A 17,288-nucleotide genomic window follows, 5' to 3' on the forward strand; every position below is an offset into this window, starting at 1 on the left:
CTCGTTCTTCTCTCGTCGTGAGGGGCGGGCACACGATCAGCTCCGCGACGAGGAAGGCCCTAGATCGAGGCCTCGTCGCGGCAAGGAAGAAGGAGAAGACCGCCCTGGCGCATGCACCCATGTTAGCAGTGCGTGTCGCATCGTGCGCGAGGGATGAGACGATCCGCTCGTGCGGCACACTGTCAGGGTATGAGACTCCCCGGCACGGGCGTCGCGATCCTCGCGGCCGCCGCCCTCGTCCTGCTCACCGGCTGCGCGACCCCCGCGGGCGACCCGGTTCCCAGCGGATCGCCTGTCGGCGGCGACCCGCCGGCGCTGGCCGCGGCATCCCCCGCGCCTCCCTCGGGCGAGGTCATCGCGACGGGAACCGTGCTGGATGCGGGTGAACCCGAGCTGTGCCTCGGCGGCGTCGCCGAGTCCTATCCTCCCCAGTGCTCCGGGATCCCGCTCGATGGGTGGGACTGGTCGGGCGTCGACGGCAGTGAACAGGCCGCGGGCACGCGGTGGGGCTCCTACGCGGTGCAGGGACGGTACGACGGCGAACGGTTCACCGTGACCGGTCCTGTCACGCTGCTGGCGCTGTACGACCCGATGGCGCCGGAGCAGCTGGCTCTGGAACCGGGCGACACCGACGTGCAGACGCTCGACAGCATCCAGGATGAGCTGCCGGGCCTGCTCGGCGAGCAGGTCCTGTCGTCCTCCGTGCGCGAAGGGCGCGTCTGGACCCAGGTGGTCTGGGACGACGGCACGCTGCAGCAGGCGGCGGATGCCGAGTTCGGCGAGAACGTCGTGGTGATGCTCTCCGCGCTCCAGCTCGCAGGGTCGTGACGCGGGTCAGAAGCCGAGGCGACGCAGGTGCTTCGCGTCGCGCTGCCACTCCTTGGCGACGCGCACGTGCAGGCTCAGGAACACCCGGCCGCCCAGCAGCGGCTCGATCTGCGCACGGGCGCGGGCGCCGACATCGCTCAGGCGCGAGCCGCGGTGCCCGATGATGATCGCCTTCTGGCTGTCGCGCTCGACGACGATGTCGGCGAAGACATCGGTGAGATCGCTGTCCTCCCGCGGGCCCATCTCGCTGATGGTCACCGCGATCGAGTGGGGCAGCTCGTCGCGCACGCCCTCGAGCGCGGCCTCGCGGATGATCTCGGCCACGCGGTCGGCGATGCTCTCGTCGGTGACCGTGCCCTCCTCGTAGAGCGGCGGGCTCTCGGGCATCAGCGCCAGCAGCTCCCCCGCGAGCACGTCCAGCTGGTCCTCGGTGTGCGACGAGAGCGGGATGACGGCGGCCCAGTCCTCGCGCAGCGCATCCACCTCGAGCAGACGCTCCATCACCTGGTCCCGCGTGGCGGCGTCGGTCTTCGTGACGATCGCGACCTTCTTCGCCGACCGGTAGCCCGACAGCGACTCCGCGATGCGGCGGTCGCCGGGGCCCACCTTCTCATCGGCCGGCACGCAGAAGCCGATCACGTCGACGTCTCCCAGCACCTGCTCGACGAGGTCGTTGAGGCGCTGCCCCAGCAGCGTGCGCGGCTTGTGGATGCCGGGCGTGTCGACGAGGATCAGCTGCCCGTCGGGGCGGTTGCGGATGCCGCGGATCGCGCGGCGCGTCGTCTGCGGCTTGGCGCTCGTGATGGCGACCTTCTCGCCGACGAGTGCGTTGGTCAGGGTCGACTTGCCGACGTTGGGACGCCCCACGAACGTCGCGAACCCGCATCGGAACACCGGATCAGTCACGGGCCTCGCCTCGCCTTCCCCGCTCGCCGATGGTCGCGATCTCGCCCGTGGATGCGGCGAGCTCATCGGCGGCGGCCTGCAGTTCGGGGGAACGCTCCACGAAGACCGTCGAGATCCCACGGCCGCGGCCGCGAGAGGCCCCGCCCGTCATGATGATCCCCGCCGCTTCGGCCTGCGCGCCGGGCTGCGGAATGCGCCCGAGCGCCTTGCCGAGCAGGCCGCCGACGGATTCGACGTCGTCGTCGTCGATCTCGATGTCGAACAGCTCGCCCAGGTCGCCGAGGGTCATCCTCGCGCTGACCCGGTAGCGCCCCGGCTCGAGCTCGGACACCTCGTCCTGGGGCGGATCGTACTCGTCGGCGATCTCGCCGACCAGCTCCTCGATCAGGTCTTCGAGGGTCACGAGCCCCGAGACGCCGCCGTACTCGTCGACCACCATGCACACGTGCACGGCGTCCTTCTTCATCTGCGCCAGCAGCGTGGACGCCATCATCGATTCGGGGATGTAGACGGCGGGGCGAAGGATGCCGCGGGTGCTCTGCGTGCGCCAGCGATCACGTGCCCCGAAGCTGAACTGCACCAGGTCCTTGAGATACAGCATCCCCACGACGTCGTCGTCGTCGCCTTCGACGACGGGCAGGCGCGATACACCCGTGCGCAGGAACAGGTCCATGGCATTGGCGGTGGTGGCCGACGAATCGAGGGTCACGACGTCGGTCCGAGGCACCATGACGGCCCGCACATAGGTGTCGGTGAACGAGAACACCGAGTGGATCAGCTCGCGGTCCTCGTCCTCGATCAGGTCGGCCTCGACAGCCTCGTCGACCATCGAGAGCAGCTGCTGCTCCGAGGCGAACGGGGCCGGGCGACGCCCGTCGGGTGTCGAGCGCGACACCGCCGCCACGAGCGCGTTCGCGATCGGTCCGAGCAGCACGCGCACGAAGCGGATGATGGGCGCGCAGATGCGCAGCAGGGCGGTGGCATGCTGGCGTCCGACGGTGCGGGGGCTGGCGCCGACGAGCACGAACGAGGCCCCGGTCATCAGCACGACCGCCGCGAGCATCGCCCACCAGATGGAGTCGAACAGGATCGTCAGGGCCACCGTCACGAGCACGGCCGCGGCTGTCTCGGTGAGGATGCGGATGAAGACGACCGCGTTGGCATGGGCGTCGGGATGCGCGGCGATCGCGCGCAGGGAACGTCTGGCACGCGCTGTGGTCGACCATTCCTGCAGATCGCCGCGGGAGGTGACGCTCAGCGCCGCTTCGAGAGCGGCCATGAGGCCCGCGAAGGCGACGAGCGCCCCCGACGCCACCAGGAGCAGGATCGCGGTCACGCGCGCCGCCGGCGGCGCTCGCGCAGGGCGAAGTCGAGGAGCAGCTCGCGCTGCAGGCCGAACATCTGGCGCTCCTCCTCGCGCTCGGCGTGATCGAAGCCGAGCAGGTGCAGCAGCCCGTGCGTCGTCAGCATCAGGATCTCGTCCTCGGTCGACACGCCGTTCTCACGCGCCTGCGTTTCGGCTACCTGCGGACACACCACGATGTCGCCGAGCAGGCCGGGCGGTGTCGGCGCGTCCTCGGTGCCGGGTCGCAGCTCGTCCATGGGAAAGCTCAGCACATCCGTCGGCCCGGGCTCGTCCATCCACTGCACGTGGAGCGCCTCCATGGCGCCCTCGTCGACCAGGATGATCGCGACGTCGGCCTCGGGGCTCACGTTGAGCTCGGCGAGGTGGTGCTCCATGAGCCGCAGCAGCTTCGCCTCGTCGGCGTCGAAGCCCGATTCGTTGCTGATCTCGATCGTCACGAACGCCCTCGTTTCGCCTGGTGGTCGCGAGGACCGATCGGTCGGGTGGAGGAGCGCCGCTCTGCGCGGTTGGCGAACTCGGCCGCCTGCTCGCGCTCCGCGCGGGCGGCGGTCCGCGTCTCCTCGTAGGCGCTGTACGCGTCGACGATGCGCCCGACGAGCGAGTGCCGCACGACGTCCTCGCTGCTCAGATGGGAGAAGTGGATGTCGTCGACGGCGCCGAGGATGCGGGTGACGACACGCAGCCCGGAGGAGCCGCCCGGCAGGTCGACCTGGGTGACGTCGCCCGTGACGACCATCTTCGTGTTGAACCCGAGCCGGGTGAGGAACATCTTCATCTGCTCGGGGGTGGTGTTCTGCGCTTCGTCGAGCACGACGAAGGAGTCGTTCAGGGTGCGGCCGCGCATGTAGGCCAGCGGCGCGACCTCGATGGTGCCGGTGGCGATGAGCTTGGGCACGACCTCGGGGTCCATCATCTCGTTGAGCGCGTCGTAGAGCGGGCGCAGGTAGGGGTCGATCTTGTCGGTCAGCGTGCCGGGCAGGAACCCGAGCCGCTCCCCCGCCTCGACGGCAGGCCGCGTGAGGATGATGCGCGAGACCTCCTTGCGCTGCAGTGCCTGCACCGCCTTCGCCATGGCCAGGTAGGTCTTGCCGGTGCCGGCGGGGCCGATGCCGAACACGATCGTGTGGTCGTCGATCGCGTCGACATACTGCTTCTGCCCCCGCGTCTTCGGACGGATGACGCGTCCCCGTGACGAGAGCACCGCTTCGCCGAGCACTTCGGAGGGGCGCGCGCGGGGGTCCGCATCGAGCATTCGGGCGGACGACGAGACGTCGGAGGGGGCGAGGGCGTGCCCGTCCCGCGTCATCTGCAGCAGCTCTTCCACGAGCGAGCGTGCGGCAGCGACGCGGGGCGCATCGCCGCTGAGTGTGATCTCGTTGCCGCGCACGTGCACATCGACTTCGGGGTGCTCCTTCTCGAGAACGCGCAGGAGTCGGTCCTGCGGCCCGAGTAGCTGCACCATGGCGACGCCGTCCGCAAGGATGCGCGCAGTGACGGCATCGTCGCCGACGGATGGTCCGGGCTCAGCCACCGAGACTCTTCTCGCTCAGTTCGCCCGCCAGCACGTGCGCATGCACGTGGAAGACGGTCTGGCCCGCAGACGCCCCCGTGTTGAAGACCAGGCGGAACTCGCCGTCCGCGTGCTCGTGGGCGAGGCGGCCGGCGAGCGCGATCATGTCGGCCATCAGCGCAGGATCGGCCGCGGCCAGCTCGGTGACGTCGCGATAGTCCGGCGTCTTCGGGATGATCAGCAGGTGCACCGGTGCCTTCGGCGCGATGTCGCGCAGGGCGAAGACATGCTCGGTCTCGGCGATGATCTCGCCCGGGAGCTCGCCGTGAAGGATGCGCGTGAAGATCGATGGTTCGTCGGACACGGCACAAGTCTATCGATCCGGCCGTCACCAGCGCCCGAGCGCGACGTTGAGCAGCGCGATGGCCGCGGGTCCCGCCGTGGAGGTGCGCAGGACGGTCTCGCCCAACCGCACCGGCAGGGCTCCGGCATCCGTCAGCGCCGCGATCTCGTCGGGCGCGACGCCGCCCTCGGGGCCGACGATCAGCACGACGTCCCGGGGGTCGTCCGCGGACGGCGCCTGCGCGGACAGCCTGAGCAGTGCGGTGGGCTCCAGCAGGTAGACGCGCGCATCGCTGCACCGGTCGACCAGCCCCGCCGTCGTGCTGACGTCCGCGACATCCGGAATCCACGCGCGGTGGGACTGCTTGGCGGCCTCCCGCACGATCGACGCCCACCGGCTTCTGCCCTTGTCACGCTTGGCGCCCTCCCAGCGCGAGACGCTGCGCGCCGCCTGCCACGGCTCGATCACGTCCGCGCCGAGCTCACAGGCCGCCTGCGCAGCCCGCTCGTCGTGGTCCCCCTTGGCCAGTGCCTGGACGAGCACGAGTCGCGGAGAGGCGGCGGGGATGGTCCGCGTGGAGTGCACGCGCACCTCGACGAGGGCGGGTGAGACCGACACGCACTCGCCCTCGATCCACGCGCCGCGGCCGTCGCCGACCGTGACGTGTTCACCGGGACGCACCCGACGCACGGTCGCGGCGTGGCGCGCCTCATCACCGGAGATGCGCACCACGTCCGAGGCCGCACCCGCATCCGCCGTGACGAAGTGCAGGGCCATCAGCTCGCGCGGAAGCGGTCGCGCAGCTTCGAGAACACACCCTGATGGAACTGCGCCAGCTTGGGCGCCGGGGCCTTGGTGCGCCGTCGCAGCTCCTCGATCAGTGCGCGCTCCTTCGCATCGAGGCGCGACGGCGTGACGACCTGCACGCCGACCCGCAGGTCGCCCCGCTGCGAGCCGCGCAGCGGTGTCACGCCACGACCCTTGATCGTGAGGACGTCGCCCGACTGCACTCCCGGGCGCAGTTCGAGGTCGACCGGGCCGTCAAGGCTCTCGATCGTGGTCGTCGCTCCGAGAACCGCGTCCGGCATCGAGACGTCGAGCGTCGCGAGCAGGTCGTCACCGTCGCGACTGAAGACCTCGTGGGGCGAGACCGAGATCTCGACGTACAGGTCGCCGTGGGGGCCGCCGGCCGGCCCCACCTCGCCGGAGCCGGGCAGCTGCAGCCGCAGGCCCGTCTCGACGCCCGCGGGGATGTCGAGCGACACGGTGCGCCGGGAGCGGACGCGCCCCTGGCCCTGGCACGTGGAGCACGGGTACGGGATGGTGGTGCCGTATCCCTGGCAGGTGGCGCACGGCTGCGCGGTGACCACATTGCCGAGCAGGCTGCGCACCGTGCGCTGGATGTGTCCCGAACCACGGCAGATGTCGCAGGTCACGGGCTGCGTGCCGGGCTGGCAGCAGGACCCCTCGCACGTCTCGCACACGATGGCCGTGTCGACCTCGAGATCCCGGTGCACGCCGAAGACGACGTCGCCGAGGTCGAGTGTGACGCGCACGAGCGCGTCCTGCCCGCGTTCGCGCCGCGACCGAGGCCGGGTGCCACGACCGCCGCCGCCGCCTCCGAAGAACGTCTCGAAGATGTCGCTGAACCCGCCGAAGCCCGCGGCGCCGCCGAACTCGTCGCCGCCCATGTCGTAGCGACGGCGCTGGTCGGGGTCCGACAGCACGTCGTACGCGTGCGTGACGGCCTTGAACCGGTCGGAGGCATCCGCCCCGGGGTTGACGTCGGGGTGCAGCTCCCGCGCCAGGCGGCGGTAGGCCTTCTTTATCTCTTCAGGACTCGCGTCCCGGGCGACACCCAGGACTTCGTAGTGGTCAGCCACATTCACCTCTCGCAGGATCCGCGACCGGTCGGTCGCGGTTGGCGTCTCAGCGCCGGTTGTCGTCTTCTTCGAGCACGCGCGACAGGTACCGCGCCACGGCACGGGCGGCCGCGAGGTTGCTCGGGTAGTCCATTCGGGTCGGGCCCATGATGCCGATGCGCGCGAGCGACCCGGATGTCGCGTAGTCGCTCGTCACGACCGAGGCCTCGGTGAGCCCCCACGGCTCGTTCTCCCGCCCGATGCTCGCCGCGAGACCCTGCCCGTCGGCGACCATCTCTCCCATCAGCCGCAGGAGCGTCACCTGCTCTTCGATCGCCTCGAGGAGCGGGTAGATGCTGCCGCGGAAGTCACCCTCGCGCCGGGCCAGGTTCGCCGTCCCCGCGAGCACGAGCCGGTCCTGACGGAACTCCTCGAGCTCTTCCGCGATCACGTGCGCCAGCGAACCGAGGGCGGCCGACAGCCGGTCGCCGGCGGCCGGCTCGGCGATGCGGATGCCCTCGACGCGCTCTGCGGCGTCCTGGGCCGAGCTTCCGACCACGAGGTCGACGAGCCGGGCGCGCAGGAGCGAGATCTCGGTCTCGTCGAGCGAGACGGGCAACGGTGCGATGCGCTGCGAGACCCGTCCCGTGTCGGTGACGATCACGATGAGCATGCGCGTCGGTGAGATCGCCACGAGCTCCACGTGGGTCACGGCGGCGCGGGCGAACGAGGGGTACTGCACGATCGCCACCTGCCCCGTCAGCTGCGACAGCACGCGCACGGTCCGCGCCAGCAGATCGTCGAGATCGCCCGGCTCGCCCAGGAACGTCGTGATCGCGTTGCGCTGCGCCGACGTCAGCGGACGCACATCGGCGAGATGATCGACGAAGACCCGGTAGCCCTTGTCCGTCGGCACCCGTCCGGAAGACGTGTGGGGGGCCGCGATGAGCTCTTCGTCTTCGAGCGCCGCCATGTCGTTGCGGATCGTCGCGGCCGATACTCCGAAGGGATGACGATCCACGATCGACTTGCTGCCCACGGGCTCGTGGGTCTCGACGTAGTCCTGCACGATCGCGCGCAGCACCTGCAGTCCTCGTTCGCTGACCATGGTTCCTCCCTTCCGAATCTGTCACAGACGACACTGGCACTCCCGCGCAGCGAGTGCCAATTCTACCCGGGGTCTGGGCCGGTCAGTCCTTCGGCCGCTACGGAACGAGCGCGCGCACGACGGCGTCGGCCAGCAGGCGGCCGCGAAGGGTGAGGACGACCCGGCCCCGCAGCGCATCGGCGGCAACGACCAGGCCGTCCGCGATGAGGCCCGCCACCGCCGTCCGCCCCCCTGGTGGCAGCGTGTCGACGGCGATCCCCTCGCGCAGCCGCGAGGTGAGCAGGACCCGCTCGAGGTCGGCGGCATCCTCGTCCGGTCGTTCGCGTGCCGCGGCTGGCGATCGCCCGCCGGCGAGCCTCTGCGCATAGGCTGCGGGATGCTTGACGTTCCACCACCGCAGACCCGCGACGTGGCTGTGGGCGCCCGGGCCGAACCCCCACCAGTCGCCGCCCGCCCAGTAGCCCCGGTTGTGCCGTGACCGGTGGGCGTCCCCGCGCGACCAGTTGCTCACCTCGTACCATTCGAAGCCGGCATCGCCGAGCAGACCGTCGGCCAGCTCGTACATGTCGGCCTGCAGGTCGTCCTCGGGGGCGGGCAGCTCACCGCGCCGGATGCGGCGTGCCAGTTGCGTGCCGTCCTCGATGATGAGCGCATACGCCGAGACGTGGTCCGGCTCGAGCGCTACGGCGGAATCGAGCGAGAGCCGCCAGTCGTCGAGGGTCTCTCCCGGGGTGCCGTAGATCAGATCCACGCTGACCCCGAGACCGGCGGCACGTGCGGCCGCCACCGCCGTTCCCACGTTCGCGGGATCGTGCGTGCGGTCGAGGGTGCCGAGCACCCGCGGCACCGCCGACTGCATGCCGATCGAAAGGCGCGTGACGCCGGCCGCCGCGAGGGCGCCGGCCACCTCGACGTTCACGGTGTCGGGGTTCGCCTCGACCGTGATCTCGGCATCCGCGTGCACGCCGATGCGCTCACGCACTCTGTCGAGCATGCGCACCAGGTCGCCGGGGGGCAGCAGCGTCGGCGTGCCACCGCCGAAGAACACGGTGGCCGCAGGGCGCGCAGCGGCCGCACGGCCGAGCACCTCGGCGGCGAGTTCGACCTCGGCGACGACGTCGTCTGCGTACGTGTCGCGGCCGGCGCCGCGCAACTCCGTCGCCGTGTACGTGTTGAAATCGCAGTACCCGCACCTCACCCGGCAGAAGGGCACATGGATGTAGACCCCCAGCGGATGCGACGGATCGACGAGAAGGTCGTGCGGCAGATGGCCGTCGTGAGGCGCCGGGTCCCCCGGCGGAAGCGCTCCGGCCACGTCAGCCGGAGGTGGCGAACATCGGCGAGATCGCTCGCAGATATCCGGTGGTCAGTGCCCGGCGGCGGCGGCGGACCAGGCCGCCGAACACGCGGTACATCAGCGCGACGGGCGCGTCGAACGCACGCACGGTGAACCACACCTCGTCGTCGCGGCGCCACTCCGCGACGAAGGACTCTTCACCGCTGACGACCGAGCCGCCGACGGTGCCGAGGGCGAACCCCACCCGGCGCGGCTCCTCGATCACGAAGATGACCCTGAGCTCGGCATCCGCCTTGGCTCCGCCGATGCGGCCGTGCACCTGCACGGTGGTGCCCGCAGCCACGAGCGGCGTGCCGTCGGTGTCGTAGCGCTGGTCGGCTTCGGTGCGAGAGGGCCCCACGGGGTTGCCCTCGTCGTCGAAGTTCACGCCGGAGTACATCGGCCCCGCGGCGGGTCGCACGTCACTCAGGCGCAGGCCGGCTCCGCGCTGCGCGCTCCACGCCAGCAGCGCCTCGCTCGTCGCCCGAAAACGCTCGGCTCCCGACCCCACGCGGATCGACTGCTCCGCCGGGATACTGCGCTCGGGCGGATACTGCATCAGATCGGCCGCCTGGGTCGCACCGACGGCCGCGTAGTCGACGGTCTCATCCCGGAATGTTCCGCGCCGCATGCGTGTCAGCCTACTTCGACTTGGTCTCGACGTCGCCGGACAGGGCCGCGATGAACGCCTCTTGCGGCACTTCGACCCGACCCACCATCTTCATGCGCTTCTTGCCCTCCTTCTGCTTCTCGAGCAGCTTGCGCTTTCGGGTGATGTCGCCGCCGTAGCACTTGGCGAGCACGTCCTTGCGGATGGCGCGAATGTTCTCCCGCGCGATGATCCGCGCGCCGATGGCGGCCTGGATCGGCACCTCGTACTGCTGTCGCGGGATCAGCTTCTTCAGCCGCTCGGTCATCAGCAGGCCATACGCGTAGGCCTTGTCGCGGTGCACGATCGAGCTGAAGGCATCCACTTTCTCGCCCTGCAGAAGCACATCGACCTTCACCAGATCCGCCTCCTGCTCACCGGCCGGTTCGTAATCCAGGCTCGCGTAGCCCTGCGTCTTGGACTTCAACTGGTCGAAGAAGTCGAAGACGATCTCGCCGAGGGGAACCGTGTAGCGAAGCTCCACCCGGTCTTCGCTGAGGTAGTCCATGCCGAGCAGGTTCCCGCGGCGCGACTGGCACAGCTCCATCACGGCGCCGACGTAGTCCTTGGGCGTCAGCAGGGCCGCCTTCACCACCGGCTCGGTGACGGATGCGACGCGGCCATCGGGGTACTCGCTCGGGTTGGTGACCATGACGGTCTCACCGCTGTCGGTCGTGACCTGGTAGACGACGCTGGGGGCGGTGGTGATGAGGTCGAGGCCGAACTCGCGGGAGAGGCGCTCACTGACGATCTCGAGGTGCAGCAGCCCGAGGAAGCCGCAGCGGAAGCCGAAGCCCAGCGCGACCGAGGTCTCGGGCTCGTAGACGAGTGCGGCATCCGACAGTTTCAGCTTGTCGAGGGCCTCACGAAGATCCGGGTAGTCGCCGCCGTCGATCGGGTACAGGCCGGAGTAGACCATCGGCTTCGGATCGGTGTAGCCGGGCAGCGCGTCTTCTGCGGGCCGGCGGGCGTGGGTGACGGTGTCGCCCACCTTCGACTGGCGCACGTCTTTCACCCCGGTGATCAGGTATCCCACCTCTCCGACTCCGAGGCCCTTCGTCGGCGTCGGCTCGGGGCTGGAGACGCCGATCTCGAGCAGCTCGTGCGTCGCGCGCGTCGACATCATCTGGATGCGGTCGCGGGGCACGAGCGAACCGTCGATCATGCGCACGTAGGTGACCACACCCCGGTAGGCGTCGTAGACCGAGTCGAAGATCATGGCGCGGGGCGGGGCATCGGCGTCGCCCTTGGGGCCGGGGATGTCACGCACCAGTCGGTCCAGCAGTTCCTCGACGCCCACGCCGGTCTTGCCGCTCACGCGGAGCACGTCGTCGGGGTCGCCGCCGATGAGGTTGGCCAGCTCGAGGGCGAACTTGTCGGGGTCCGCCGCGGGCAGGTCGATCTTGTTGAGCACGGGGATGATGTGCAGGTCGTTCTCAAGGGCCAGGTAGAGGTTGGCCAGCGTCTGCGCCTCGATCCCCTGCGCGGCATCCACGAGCAGGATGGCGCCTTCGCAGGCTGCGAGGGACCGCGACACCTCATACGTGAAGTCGACGTGGCCGGGCGTGTCGATCATGTTCAGAGCGAAGGTGTCGCCGTCGAACTCCCACGGCATCCGTACCGCCTGGCTCTTGATCGTGATGCCGCGCTCGCGCTCGATGTCCATGCGGTCGAGATACTGCGCGCGCATGTCGCGGTCCGAGACGACGCCGGTGATCTGCAGCATGCGGTCGGCGAGCGTGGACTTGCCATGGTCGATGTGGGCGATGATGCAGAAGTTGCGCAGCCGCTCGGGCGGCGTGGCGGCAGGCTGAAGGGGCGAAGCGGCGCGGGGAGACATGTCCGCTCGATTCTACGGGCGCGGGCCGATCTGCGAACGCCGACCCCCATGAAACACGTCGTGCACCGTCGTCTCGCGTGCCGTTCGGTCTCCCTCCCTCACACGTCAGGGGCTGGAGACCTGCTCGAGGCGCGCGAGAGGAGGACGATCGCGCGACAGGAGGGTCGGGAGGCGCAGATCGTCCTCGCGCCGAGCCGGAGTCCTCGCGCCGCGCGGATCGCGTGGCCCGTGAGCCGCGGCTGCCAGGGCGACTCGCGCGACGAATAGACTCGCGTCATGGCGACGCAGGCCGTGTTCGTGCACGGCATCCGCACGTCCGCGTCGATGTGGCGGGTGCAGCGGGCCCATCTCGAAGAGCGCGGCGTCGACTGCCACGTGCTCGATCTGCCCGGGCACGGCACGCGCATGGCGGAGGAGTTCACCCTCGCGGAGGCTCGGCACACCATCGACCGGGCGCTTCGCGAGGCCGCCGTGCGAGGCCCGGTGGTGCTGGTCGCGCATTCGATGGGCGGTCTGCTCGGCATCGATGTGATGGGGTCCGCCGACCCGCCGCCCGTCGACGCATTCATCGGAGCGGGCTGCACAGCCCTGCCCCGGGGCGCGGGGCTCGCGGCATACCGGATGCTGGCGCGCGGGTTCGATCGTCTACCCGACCGGGGCATGTGGCTGACGAAGCGGATGCTGGCGCTGACGCTGCCCGACGACACCCGAGAGGATTTCGGGGCCGGCGGCTATGCGCTGGATGCGCAGGACGTCGCCCTGGCGAGCCTGTCGTCGCTGCAGGTCATGAGCGCCCTGCGCCGGTTGCGGGGGCCGGTGTGGTTCGTCAACGGGCAGTACGACCAGCTGCGCGTGAACGAACGGCTCTTCACCCGGCTGGTGTCGCACGCCGAACTGATCGTCGTGCCACGCACGACGCATCTGGTGACGGCGATGCGACCGCGGGTCTTCAACGCCGTGCTCGACCTCGCGGTGGCTACGGTGGAGTCGACCGGGACCTGATAGAGTTTCTGATTGGCTTGCGTGTGGAAAACCTTCACGCCCGCCGCTCGGCGCCCTCTCTCGCCGTCCGGCGACAACACGTCCATACCTTCCTCGAACGAAAGAACCTGACACACCGTGGCGAACATCAAGTCGCAGATCAAGCGCAACAAGACCAACGACAAGGCTCGGGCACGCAACCGCGCCGTCAAGAGCGAACTTCGCACCGTCGTGCGTCGTGCGCGCCAGGCGGTCGCGACCGGCGACAAGTCGGCCGCCCAGTCTGCCCTCACTGTGGCGACCAAGAAGCTCGACAAGGCCGTCAGCAAGGGCGTCATCCACAGCAACCAGGCCGCGAACCGCAAGTCGGCGATCGCGAAGCAGGTCGCCGCGCTCTGACGCGACATCGGCACGACGAAGGCCCGCTCCCCGCCGGGGGTGGGCCTTCGTCGTGATTCAGGCGCCGTAGGGCGAGCGGGTGGCGATCACCGTGACGAGGCGCTCGAGGGCGAAGACCGGGTCCCGCGACGCGCCCTTCACCTCGGCGTCGGCCCGGGCCGCCGCCTGGATCGCGATGCCGAGCTGATCGCCGTTCCAGCCCGCCAGGTCGCGGCGGGCGCGTTCGACCTGCCAGTCCTTCATGCCCAGCCGCGCGGCCAGCGCGCCGGTCGACTCGCGCGTGCCCCCCACCTTGGCCATCGTGCGCAGCTTCGAGGCGATCGCCGCGACCATCGGCACGGGGTCCGCGCCGGTGTCGAGGGCATGCCGCAGGGCAGCGAGAGCGTCGCCGTAGCGCCCGGCGATGGCCGTATCGGCGACCGTGAACGCCGAGGTCTCGACGCGGCCGCCGTAGTAGCGCTGCACGATCTGCTCGGTGATGTCTCCGTCGACATCGGCGATCAGCTGCTGGCACGCGGCGGCGAGCTCGGTGAGATCGTCTGCGAAGGCGGCGGTGAGCGCGCGAAGGGCGGCAGGCGCGGCGCGCCGACGGGCGGCGGCGAACTCGCCGGCCGCGAAGTCGTACCGCTCGGCGTCGCGCCGCACGGCGGGACAGGCGACCTCGACCCCGCCACCGGTTCCGGCCCGGATGGCTTCGAGGAGCTTCTTGCCGCGCACGCTCGCGCCGGTGTGGCGCAGCACCACCGTCGCGCCCTCCTGCGGATGCTCGAGGTACGCCAGCGCTTCCGAGAGGAACTCGTCGGTGCACCGCTCGACACCGGCGACGCGCACGAGCCGCGGTTCGCCGAACAGGGACGGCGACGTCACCGCGAGCAGCGTCCCGGGGGCGTAGGCGTCGGCACGCACATCCGAGACCTCGACGGAGGGGTCCTCGGCCTTCAGATAGTCGCGCAGTGCTGCGCCGGCGCGTTCGGCGCAGATCTCCTCCGGCCCCGACACCAGCACGATCGGAGCAGGTTGCGGGGCGCGCCAGGACAGCTGGGGAATGGCCGACGAACGAGCGGCGGGACGGCGCGTGCGGGATGCTGCCACTCCCCCAGCCTAGCCATCGCCGCCGACGTCCGAACCACCCGTCGCCGGCCCCCGTTCACGCCACACGTGCACCGCGTCGTCCTCCCGTCGCAGCACGACCAGGCCGTGCAGGTCGCTGCGCACCACCGCGGAGCCCGCCGCGTGCAGGAGGTCGAGCGCTTCTGCACGCGGGTGTCCATAGTCGTTCTCGCCCACGCCGATCATCGCCACGGCGGCTCCGACGCGGTCGTACACCGCGGCATCCTGGTCGGCGCTGCCGTGATGCGCCACCTTGACCACGTCGTACGAAACAGTGTGGAGGTCGCGCAATGCGAGGCGCTGCGCCGATGCGGACAGATCCCCGAGGTAGAGACCCGTCGGCATCTCGGAGGCGACGGTCGATGCTCGCACGTCGACGACGAGGCTGGCGTCGTTGCCGGGTTCGACGCCGGACGTCGAGCGGGGAGGCCAGAGCACGCGCCACTGCGCGTTTCCGAGCGAGCCGGTGGCCCCCTCTGATGCGGGCATGAGGCGCGCACCGGCCTCGGCGAGCCCGGATAGGAGCGCACGGTCGGCGGGCTCCCCCGGCGGGCCATGCACGATCGTGCCCGTGCGACCGGCGAGCACCGAGGAGCCGCCGACGTGGTCGTGGTCGAAGTGGGTCAGGAAGGCGACGTCGATCCGTGTCACGCCCAGTCGGTCCAGGCACCGGCCGAAGAGGTCGGCATCGGGGCCGGTGTCGATCGTGGCGATGCGTCCGGCGTCGCGCAGCACGAGAGCGTCCCCTTGGCCGACGTCGCACTGGGCGACGCTCCACTCGTCCGGCGTCGTCAGGGGAGCGAGCGGACGCGCGAGGAGGATGCCGCCGATGCCCGATCCCGCGACCGCCGCCGTGACGACCAACCCGAGCAGGCGCATCCTGCCCCACCGGCCGGGGCGCATGAGCGCCAGGACGATCGCTGCGCTCACGAGAGCGAGGGCGAGGGCACCGCCCAGCCCGGACAGCCACGGCAGTCGGGCTCCCGGCCATGACGACACCACCTGGGCGGTCGCGGCGATCCACGCGCTCGGCACCCACGCGATCGCGGTGAGCACCTGCGCGACCGGCGCGATCGGCTGGACGATGCACGCCGCGAGGCCGACGATCGTGGCCAGTGGCGCGGCGGGCGCGGCGAGCAGGTTGGCTACGACTCCGTACACCGGCACCTGCGGGTCGATCAGGATCAGCAGCGGACCGCACGCGAGCTGCGCGGCGAGCGGCACGGCGAGCGCTGCCGAGAGCGGGCGCGGCATGAACCGCGCGAGCCCCGCGGCGAGCGGGCGCGCCAGGACCAGCAGGCCGGCCGTCGCCGATGCCGAGAGCGCGAAGCCGAGCGAGGACGCGAGCCACGGGTCCGCGAGCAACGACCCCGCGACGGCGCACGCGAGCACGCCGAGTCCCGCGACCGGTCGGTTCAGCACGAGCGCGAGGAGCGCGATCGCCGCCATCGTCGCGGCTCGGACGACGCTCGGTTCGGGCGTGACGAGGATGACGAACCCCCCGAGCGTCGCGAGGGAGACGAGGATGCGCGCCCACCGAGGCGCGCGCAGAAGCGAGAGCGCGCCGAAGGTGAGTGCCACGACGAGCGCGCAGTTGGCCCCGGAGACGGCCGTCAGATGCGTCAGCGAGGAGTCCTGCATCGCCGTGCGCAGATCATCGTCTACCGCCGACGTGTCGCCGATCGCCAGCCCGGGGAGGAGGCCCGCGCCGGGGCCCGGCAGCGCGGCGGCCAGGGCGACGAAGCCGCGGCGCAGATCCATCGCCAGCGCGGCGGCGCCCTGTGCGGGAGTCGCGACGGCGATCTCCCGCACGAAGACCACCGCCACGGAACGGTCGGCCGCGCGCGCCGGCACCGCCTGCCCTTCTGCAGTGACGCGGACGCCGGGACCGAGCGGCGGTGCATCCAGGTCCGGAGGAAGGATGAGCCGAACCGGCACGCTCCCGGGGCGCCAGGGCGCGCGATCCGCATCGCGCCCTGGCGAGTCGGCTCCGATGGCGGCGGTGCCATCTGCGAGGATGTCGTCGGCGCGCACATCGACGCCGTGTCCACCCGCCGCGGTCGACTCGGCCTTCGACACGATCACGCCCTGCACGCTCACGGTCGCGGCGCCGGTCATCTGCGTCGCGACGCTCTCGCGCGCAGGAAACAGGACGGCCACATGCGCAGCGCCGCAGGAGGCGAGCACGAGAACCACGAGGATGGGCAGCGCGCCGCCCCGCCGCCGCAGGATGAGCGGGCACGCAGCCGCCGTGCCGCCCGTCACCACCGCCATCCACACGGCCGCTTCCGGTACCGCGACGGCGGCGAGCACGAGCGCCCACAGCAGCGCGGCGGGCGCCAGCAGCGCCGGCACGGTCAGAGCCTCACCGCGTCCCGGAGAGCCTCGAGCGTCTTCTCGCCGATGCCCGGCACGGCGAGAAGGTCCTCGACCGCCACGAAGGGACCGTTCTCGTCACGCCACGAGATGATCCGCCGCGCCATCTCCGGTCCGATGCGCGGGAGCGTCTCGAGCTCATCGATCGTGGCGCTGTTCAGACGGACGGTGCCGTCGACCGTCGCCCCACCCGCATTCGCGGCGTCGCCGATGCCCGGCACGATCAGCTGCTCGCCGTCCGTCACCGGCCGGGCGAGGTTCACACCGCCGCGGTCCGCCTCTTCGGTGAATCCGGATGCCGCCGCGATGGCGTCCACGACGCGCGCGGCGTCGCCGAGCCGGTACAGGCCCGGCTCGCGCACCTCGCCAGAGACGTGCACGAAGACCGTCGCCGATGTGCTCCCGCCGCCCTCGCCGTCGGGCGCGTCGACCGCGACGAGCTCGGCCGGTTCGCCCCCTGACGAGGCCATCGCCGAGACCACGGTCACCCCGAGCGCGACGAGGATCACCACGATCGCGGCGCCGACGCTCCAGCGGGCCCGGCGTCGGGGGCCGCCGTACGCCTCGAGTGCGTCGGAACGCGCGTCGCCGCCGGGCTCGGGATTGGGCACGCACCCACGTTAGGAAAGCCGGAACGCGGCCCCCGCGGCGTGGTCGGTCACCCGCGGACGGCG

General features: G+C 70.9%; 17 protein-coding genes. 3 read left to right on the forward strand and 14 right to left on the reverse strand.

The genetic code is table 11. From position 1 onward, the window contains the following. The first annotated feature begins 189 nt into the window (after positions 1 to 189). Positions 190 to 828, forward strand: a complete 639-nt coding sequence (locus tag M4I32_RS01415; RefSeq protein ID WP_319032700.1) for a hypothetical protein — start codon at positions 190 to 192, stop codon at positions 826 to 828. Positions 829 to 834: 6 nt separating this feature from the next. Here the strand turns inward: M4I32_RS01415 and era are convergent, their stop codons facing one another. The 11 genes from era to lepA form a co-directional block, all read right to left on the reverse strand. Further along, on the reverse strand, positions 835 to 1,734 hold the full coding sequence (gene era, locus M4I32_RS01420) for a GTPase Era (protein ID WP_319032701.1): 900 nt from the start codon (positions 1,732 to 1,734) through the stop codon (positions 835 to 837). Further along, on the reverse strand, positions 1,727 to 3,070 hold the full coding sequence (locus M4I32_RS01425; RefSeq protein WP_319032702.1) for a hemolysin family protein: 1,344 nt from the start codon (positions 3,068 to 3,070) through the stop codon (positions 1,727 to 1,729). The genes era and M4I32_RS01425 overlap by 8 nt, the downstream gene beginning before the upstream one ends. Then, positions 3,067 to 3,537: an rRNA maturation RNase YbeY gene (gene ybeY, locus M4I32_RS01430; protein WP_319032703.1), complete on the reverse strand. Its 471-nt coding sequence runs from the start codon at positions 3,535 to 3,537 to the stop codon at positions 3,067 to 3,069. The genes M4I32_RS01425 and ybeY overlap by 4 nt, the downstream gene beginning before the upstream one ends. Next, positions 3,534 to 4,562 (reverse strand): PhoH family protein, encoded by a 1,029-nt coding sequence (locus tag M4I32_RS01435; RefSeq protein ID WP_319032908.1) that lies wholly within the window; start codon positions 4,560 to 4,562, stop codon positions 3,534 to 3,536. Before M4I32_RS01435 ends, ybeY begins: the two co-directional genes overlap by 4 nt. Before the next feature lie 61 nt (positions 4,563 to 4,623). Next, positions 4,624 to 4,974 carry an HIT domain-containing protein gene (locus tag M4I32_RS01440; RefSeq protein ID WP_319032704.1) on the reverse strand — a complete coding sequence of 117 codons (351 nt, stop codon included), beginning with the start codon at positions 4,972 to 4,974 and terminating at the stop codon, positions 4,624 to 4,626. Between the two features lie 24 nt (positions 4,975 to 4,998). Then, positions 4,999 to 5,730, reverse strand: a complete 732-nt coding sequence (locus tag M4I32_RS01445) for a 16S rRNA (uracil(1498)-N(3))-methyltransferase (protein ID WP_319032705.1) — start codon at positions 5,728 to 5,730, stop codon at positions 4,999 to 5,001. After that, positions 5,730 to 6,836 (reverse strand): molecular chaperone DnaJ, encoded by a 1,107-nt coding sequence (gene dnaJ, locus M4I32_RS01450; RefSeq protein WP_319032909.1) that lies wholly within the window; start codon positions 6,834 to 6,836, stop codon positions 5,730 to 5,732. The genes M4I32_RS01445 and dnaJ overlap by 1 nt, the downstream gene beginning before the upstream one ends. A gap of 46 nt (positions 6,837 to 6,882) precedes the next feature. Next, entirely contained in the window at positions 6,883 to 7,923 is a 1,041-nt protein-coding gene (hrcA, locus tag M4I32_RS01455; protein WP_319032706.1) for a heat-inducible transcriptional repressor HrcA, read from the reverse strand. Positions 7,924 to 8,020: 97 nt separating this feature from the next. Beyond that, complete coding sequence (gene hemW, locus M4I32_RS01460; protein WP_319032707.1) at positions 8,021 to 9,238, reverse strand: radical SAM family heme chaperone HemW; 1,218 nt, start codon at positions 9,236 to 9,238, stop codon at positions 8,021 to 8,023. A gap of 1 nt (position 9,239) precedes the next feature. Further along, positions 9,240 to 9,890: a DUF1990 family protein gene (locus tag M4I32_RS01465; protein WP_319032708.1), complete on the reverse strand. Its 651-nt coding sequence runs from the start codon at positions 9,888 to 9,890 to the stop codon at positions 9,240 to 9,242. Between the two features lie 10 nt (positions 9,891 to 9,900). Next, the gene (gene lepA / locus M4I32_RS01470; protein ID WP_319032709.1) at positions 9,901 to 11,748 is read right to left on the reverse strand and encodes a translation elongation factor 4; all 1,848 of its coding nucleotides are present in this window, start codon (positions 11,746 to 11,748) and stop codon (positions 9,901 to 9,903) included. A 276-nt stretch (positions 11,749 to 12,024) separates the two neighbouring features. Between lepA and M4I32_RS01475 the strand changes: the two genes are divergently transcribed. Together M4I32_RS01475 and rpsT are read left to right on the forward strand one after the other, a co-directional pair. Further along, the gene (locus M4I32_RS01475) at positions 12,025 to 12,750 is read left to right on the forward strand and encodes an alpha/beta hydrolase (RefSeq protein WP_319032710.1); all 726 of its coding nucleotides are present in this window, start codon (positions 12,025 to 12,027) and stop codon (positions 12,748 to 12,750) included. A gap of 117 nt (positions 12,751 to 12,867) precedes the next feature. Further along, positions 12,868 to 13,128 (forward strand): 30S ribosomal protein S20, encoded by a 261-nt coding sequence (gene rpsT, locus M4I32_RS01480; RefSeq protein ID WP_319032711.1) that lies wholly within the window; start codon positions 12,868 to 12,870, stop codon positions 13,126 to 13,128. A gap of 57 nt (positions 13,129 to 13,185) precedes the next feature. Here the strand turns inward: rpsT and holA are convergent, their stop codons facing one another. From holA to M4I32_RS01495, 3 genes are read right to left on the reverse strand one after another with little or no spacing between them, the layout of a single operon-like run. Then, positions 13,186 to 14,220 (reverse strand): DNA polymerase III subunit delta, encoded by a 1,035-nt coding sequence (holA, locus tag M4I32_RS01485; RefSeq protein ID WP_319032712.1) that lies wholly within the window; start codon positions 14,218 to 14,220, stop codon positions 13,186 to 13,188. Between the two features lie 9 nt (positions 14,221 to 14,229). Further along, the gene (locus M4I32_RS01490; protein WP_319032713.1) at positions 14,230 to 16,593 is read right to left on the reverse strand and encodes a ComEC/Rec2 family competence protein; all 2,364 of its coding nucleotides are present in this window, start codon (positions 16,591 to 16,593) and stop codon (positions 14,230 to 14,232) included. A 2-nt stretch (positions 16,594 to 16,595) separates the two neighbouring features. Beyond that, complete coding sequence (locus tag M4I32_RS01495; RefSeq protein ID WP_319032714.1) at positions 16,596 to 17,225, reverse strand: ComEA family DNA-binding protein; 630 nt, start codon at positions 17,223 to 17,225, stop codon at positions 16,596 to 16,598. Between the last annotated feature and the right edge of the window lie 63 nt (positions 17,226 to 17,288).

Origin of the sequence: Microbacterium sp. LRZ72 (assembly GCF_033792225.1) — a bacterium.
Classification (GTDB): Bacteria; Actinomycetota; Actinomycetes; order Actinomycetales; family Microbacteriaceae; genus Microbacterium.

Excerpts from the sequence above, each read along its gene's own strand:
- M4I32_RS01415 (WP_319032700.1), top strand. The coding sequence starts at position 190 with ATGAGACTCCCCGGCACGGGCGTCGCGATCCTCGCGGCCGCCGCCCTC.
- M4I32_RS01435 (WP_319032908.1), bottom strand. The coding sequence starts at position 4,562 with ATGGTGCAGCTACTCGGGCCGCAGGACCGACTCCTGCGCGTTCTCGAG.
- M4I32_RS01445 (WP_319032705.1), bottom strand. The coding sequence starts at position 5,730 with ATGGCCCTGCACTTCGTCACGGCGGATGCGGGTGCGGCCTCGGACGTG.
- hrcA (WP_319032706.1), bottom strand. The coding sequence starts at position 7,923 with ATGGTCAGCGAACGAGGACTGCAGGTGCTGCGCGCGATCGTGCAGGAC.
- M4I32_RS01465 (WP_319032708.1), bottom strand. The coding sequence starts at position 9,890 with ATGCGGCGCGGAACATTCCGGGATGAGACCGTCGACTACGCGGCCGTC.
- lepA (WP_319032709.1), bottom strand. The coding sequence starts at position 11,748 with ATGTCTCCCCGCGCCGCTTCGCCCCTTCAGCCTGCCGCCACGCCGCCC.
- M4I32_RS01475 (WP_319032710.1), top strand. The coding sequence starts at position 12,025 with ATGGCGACGCAGGCCGTGTTCGTGCACGGCATCCGCACGTCCGCGTCG.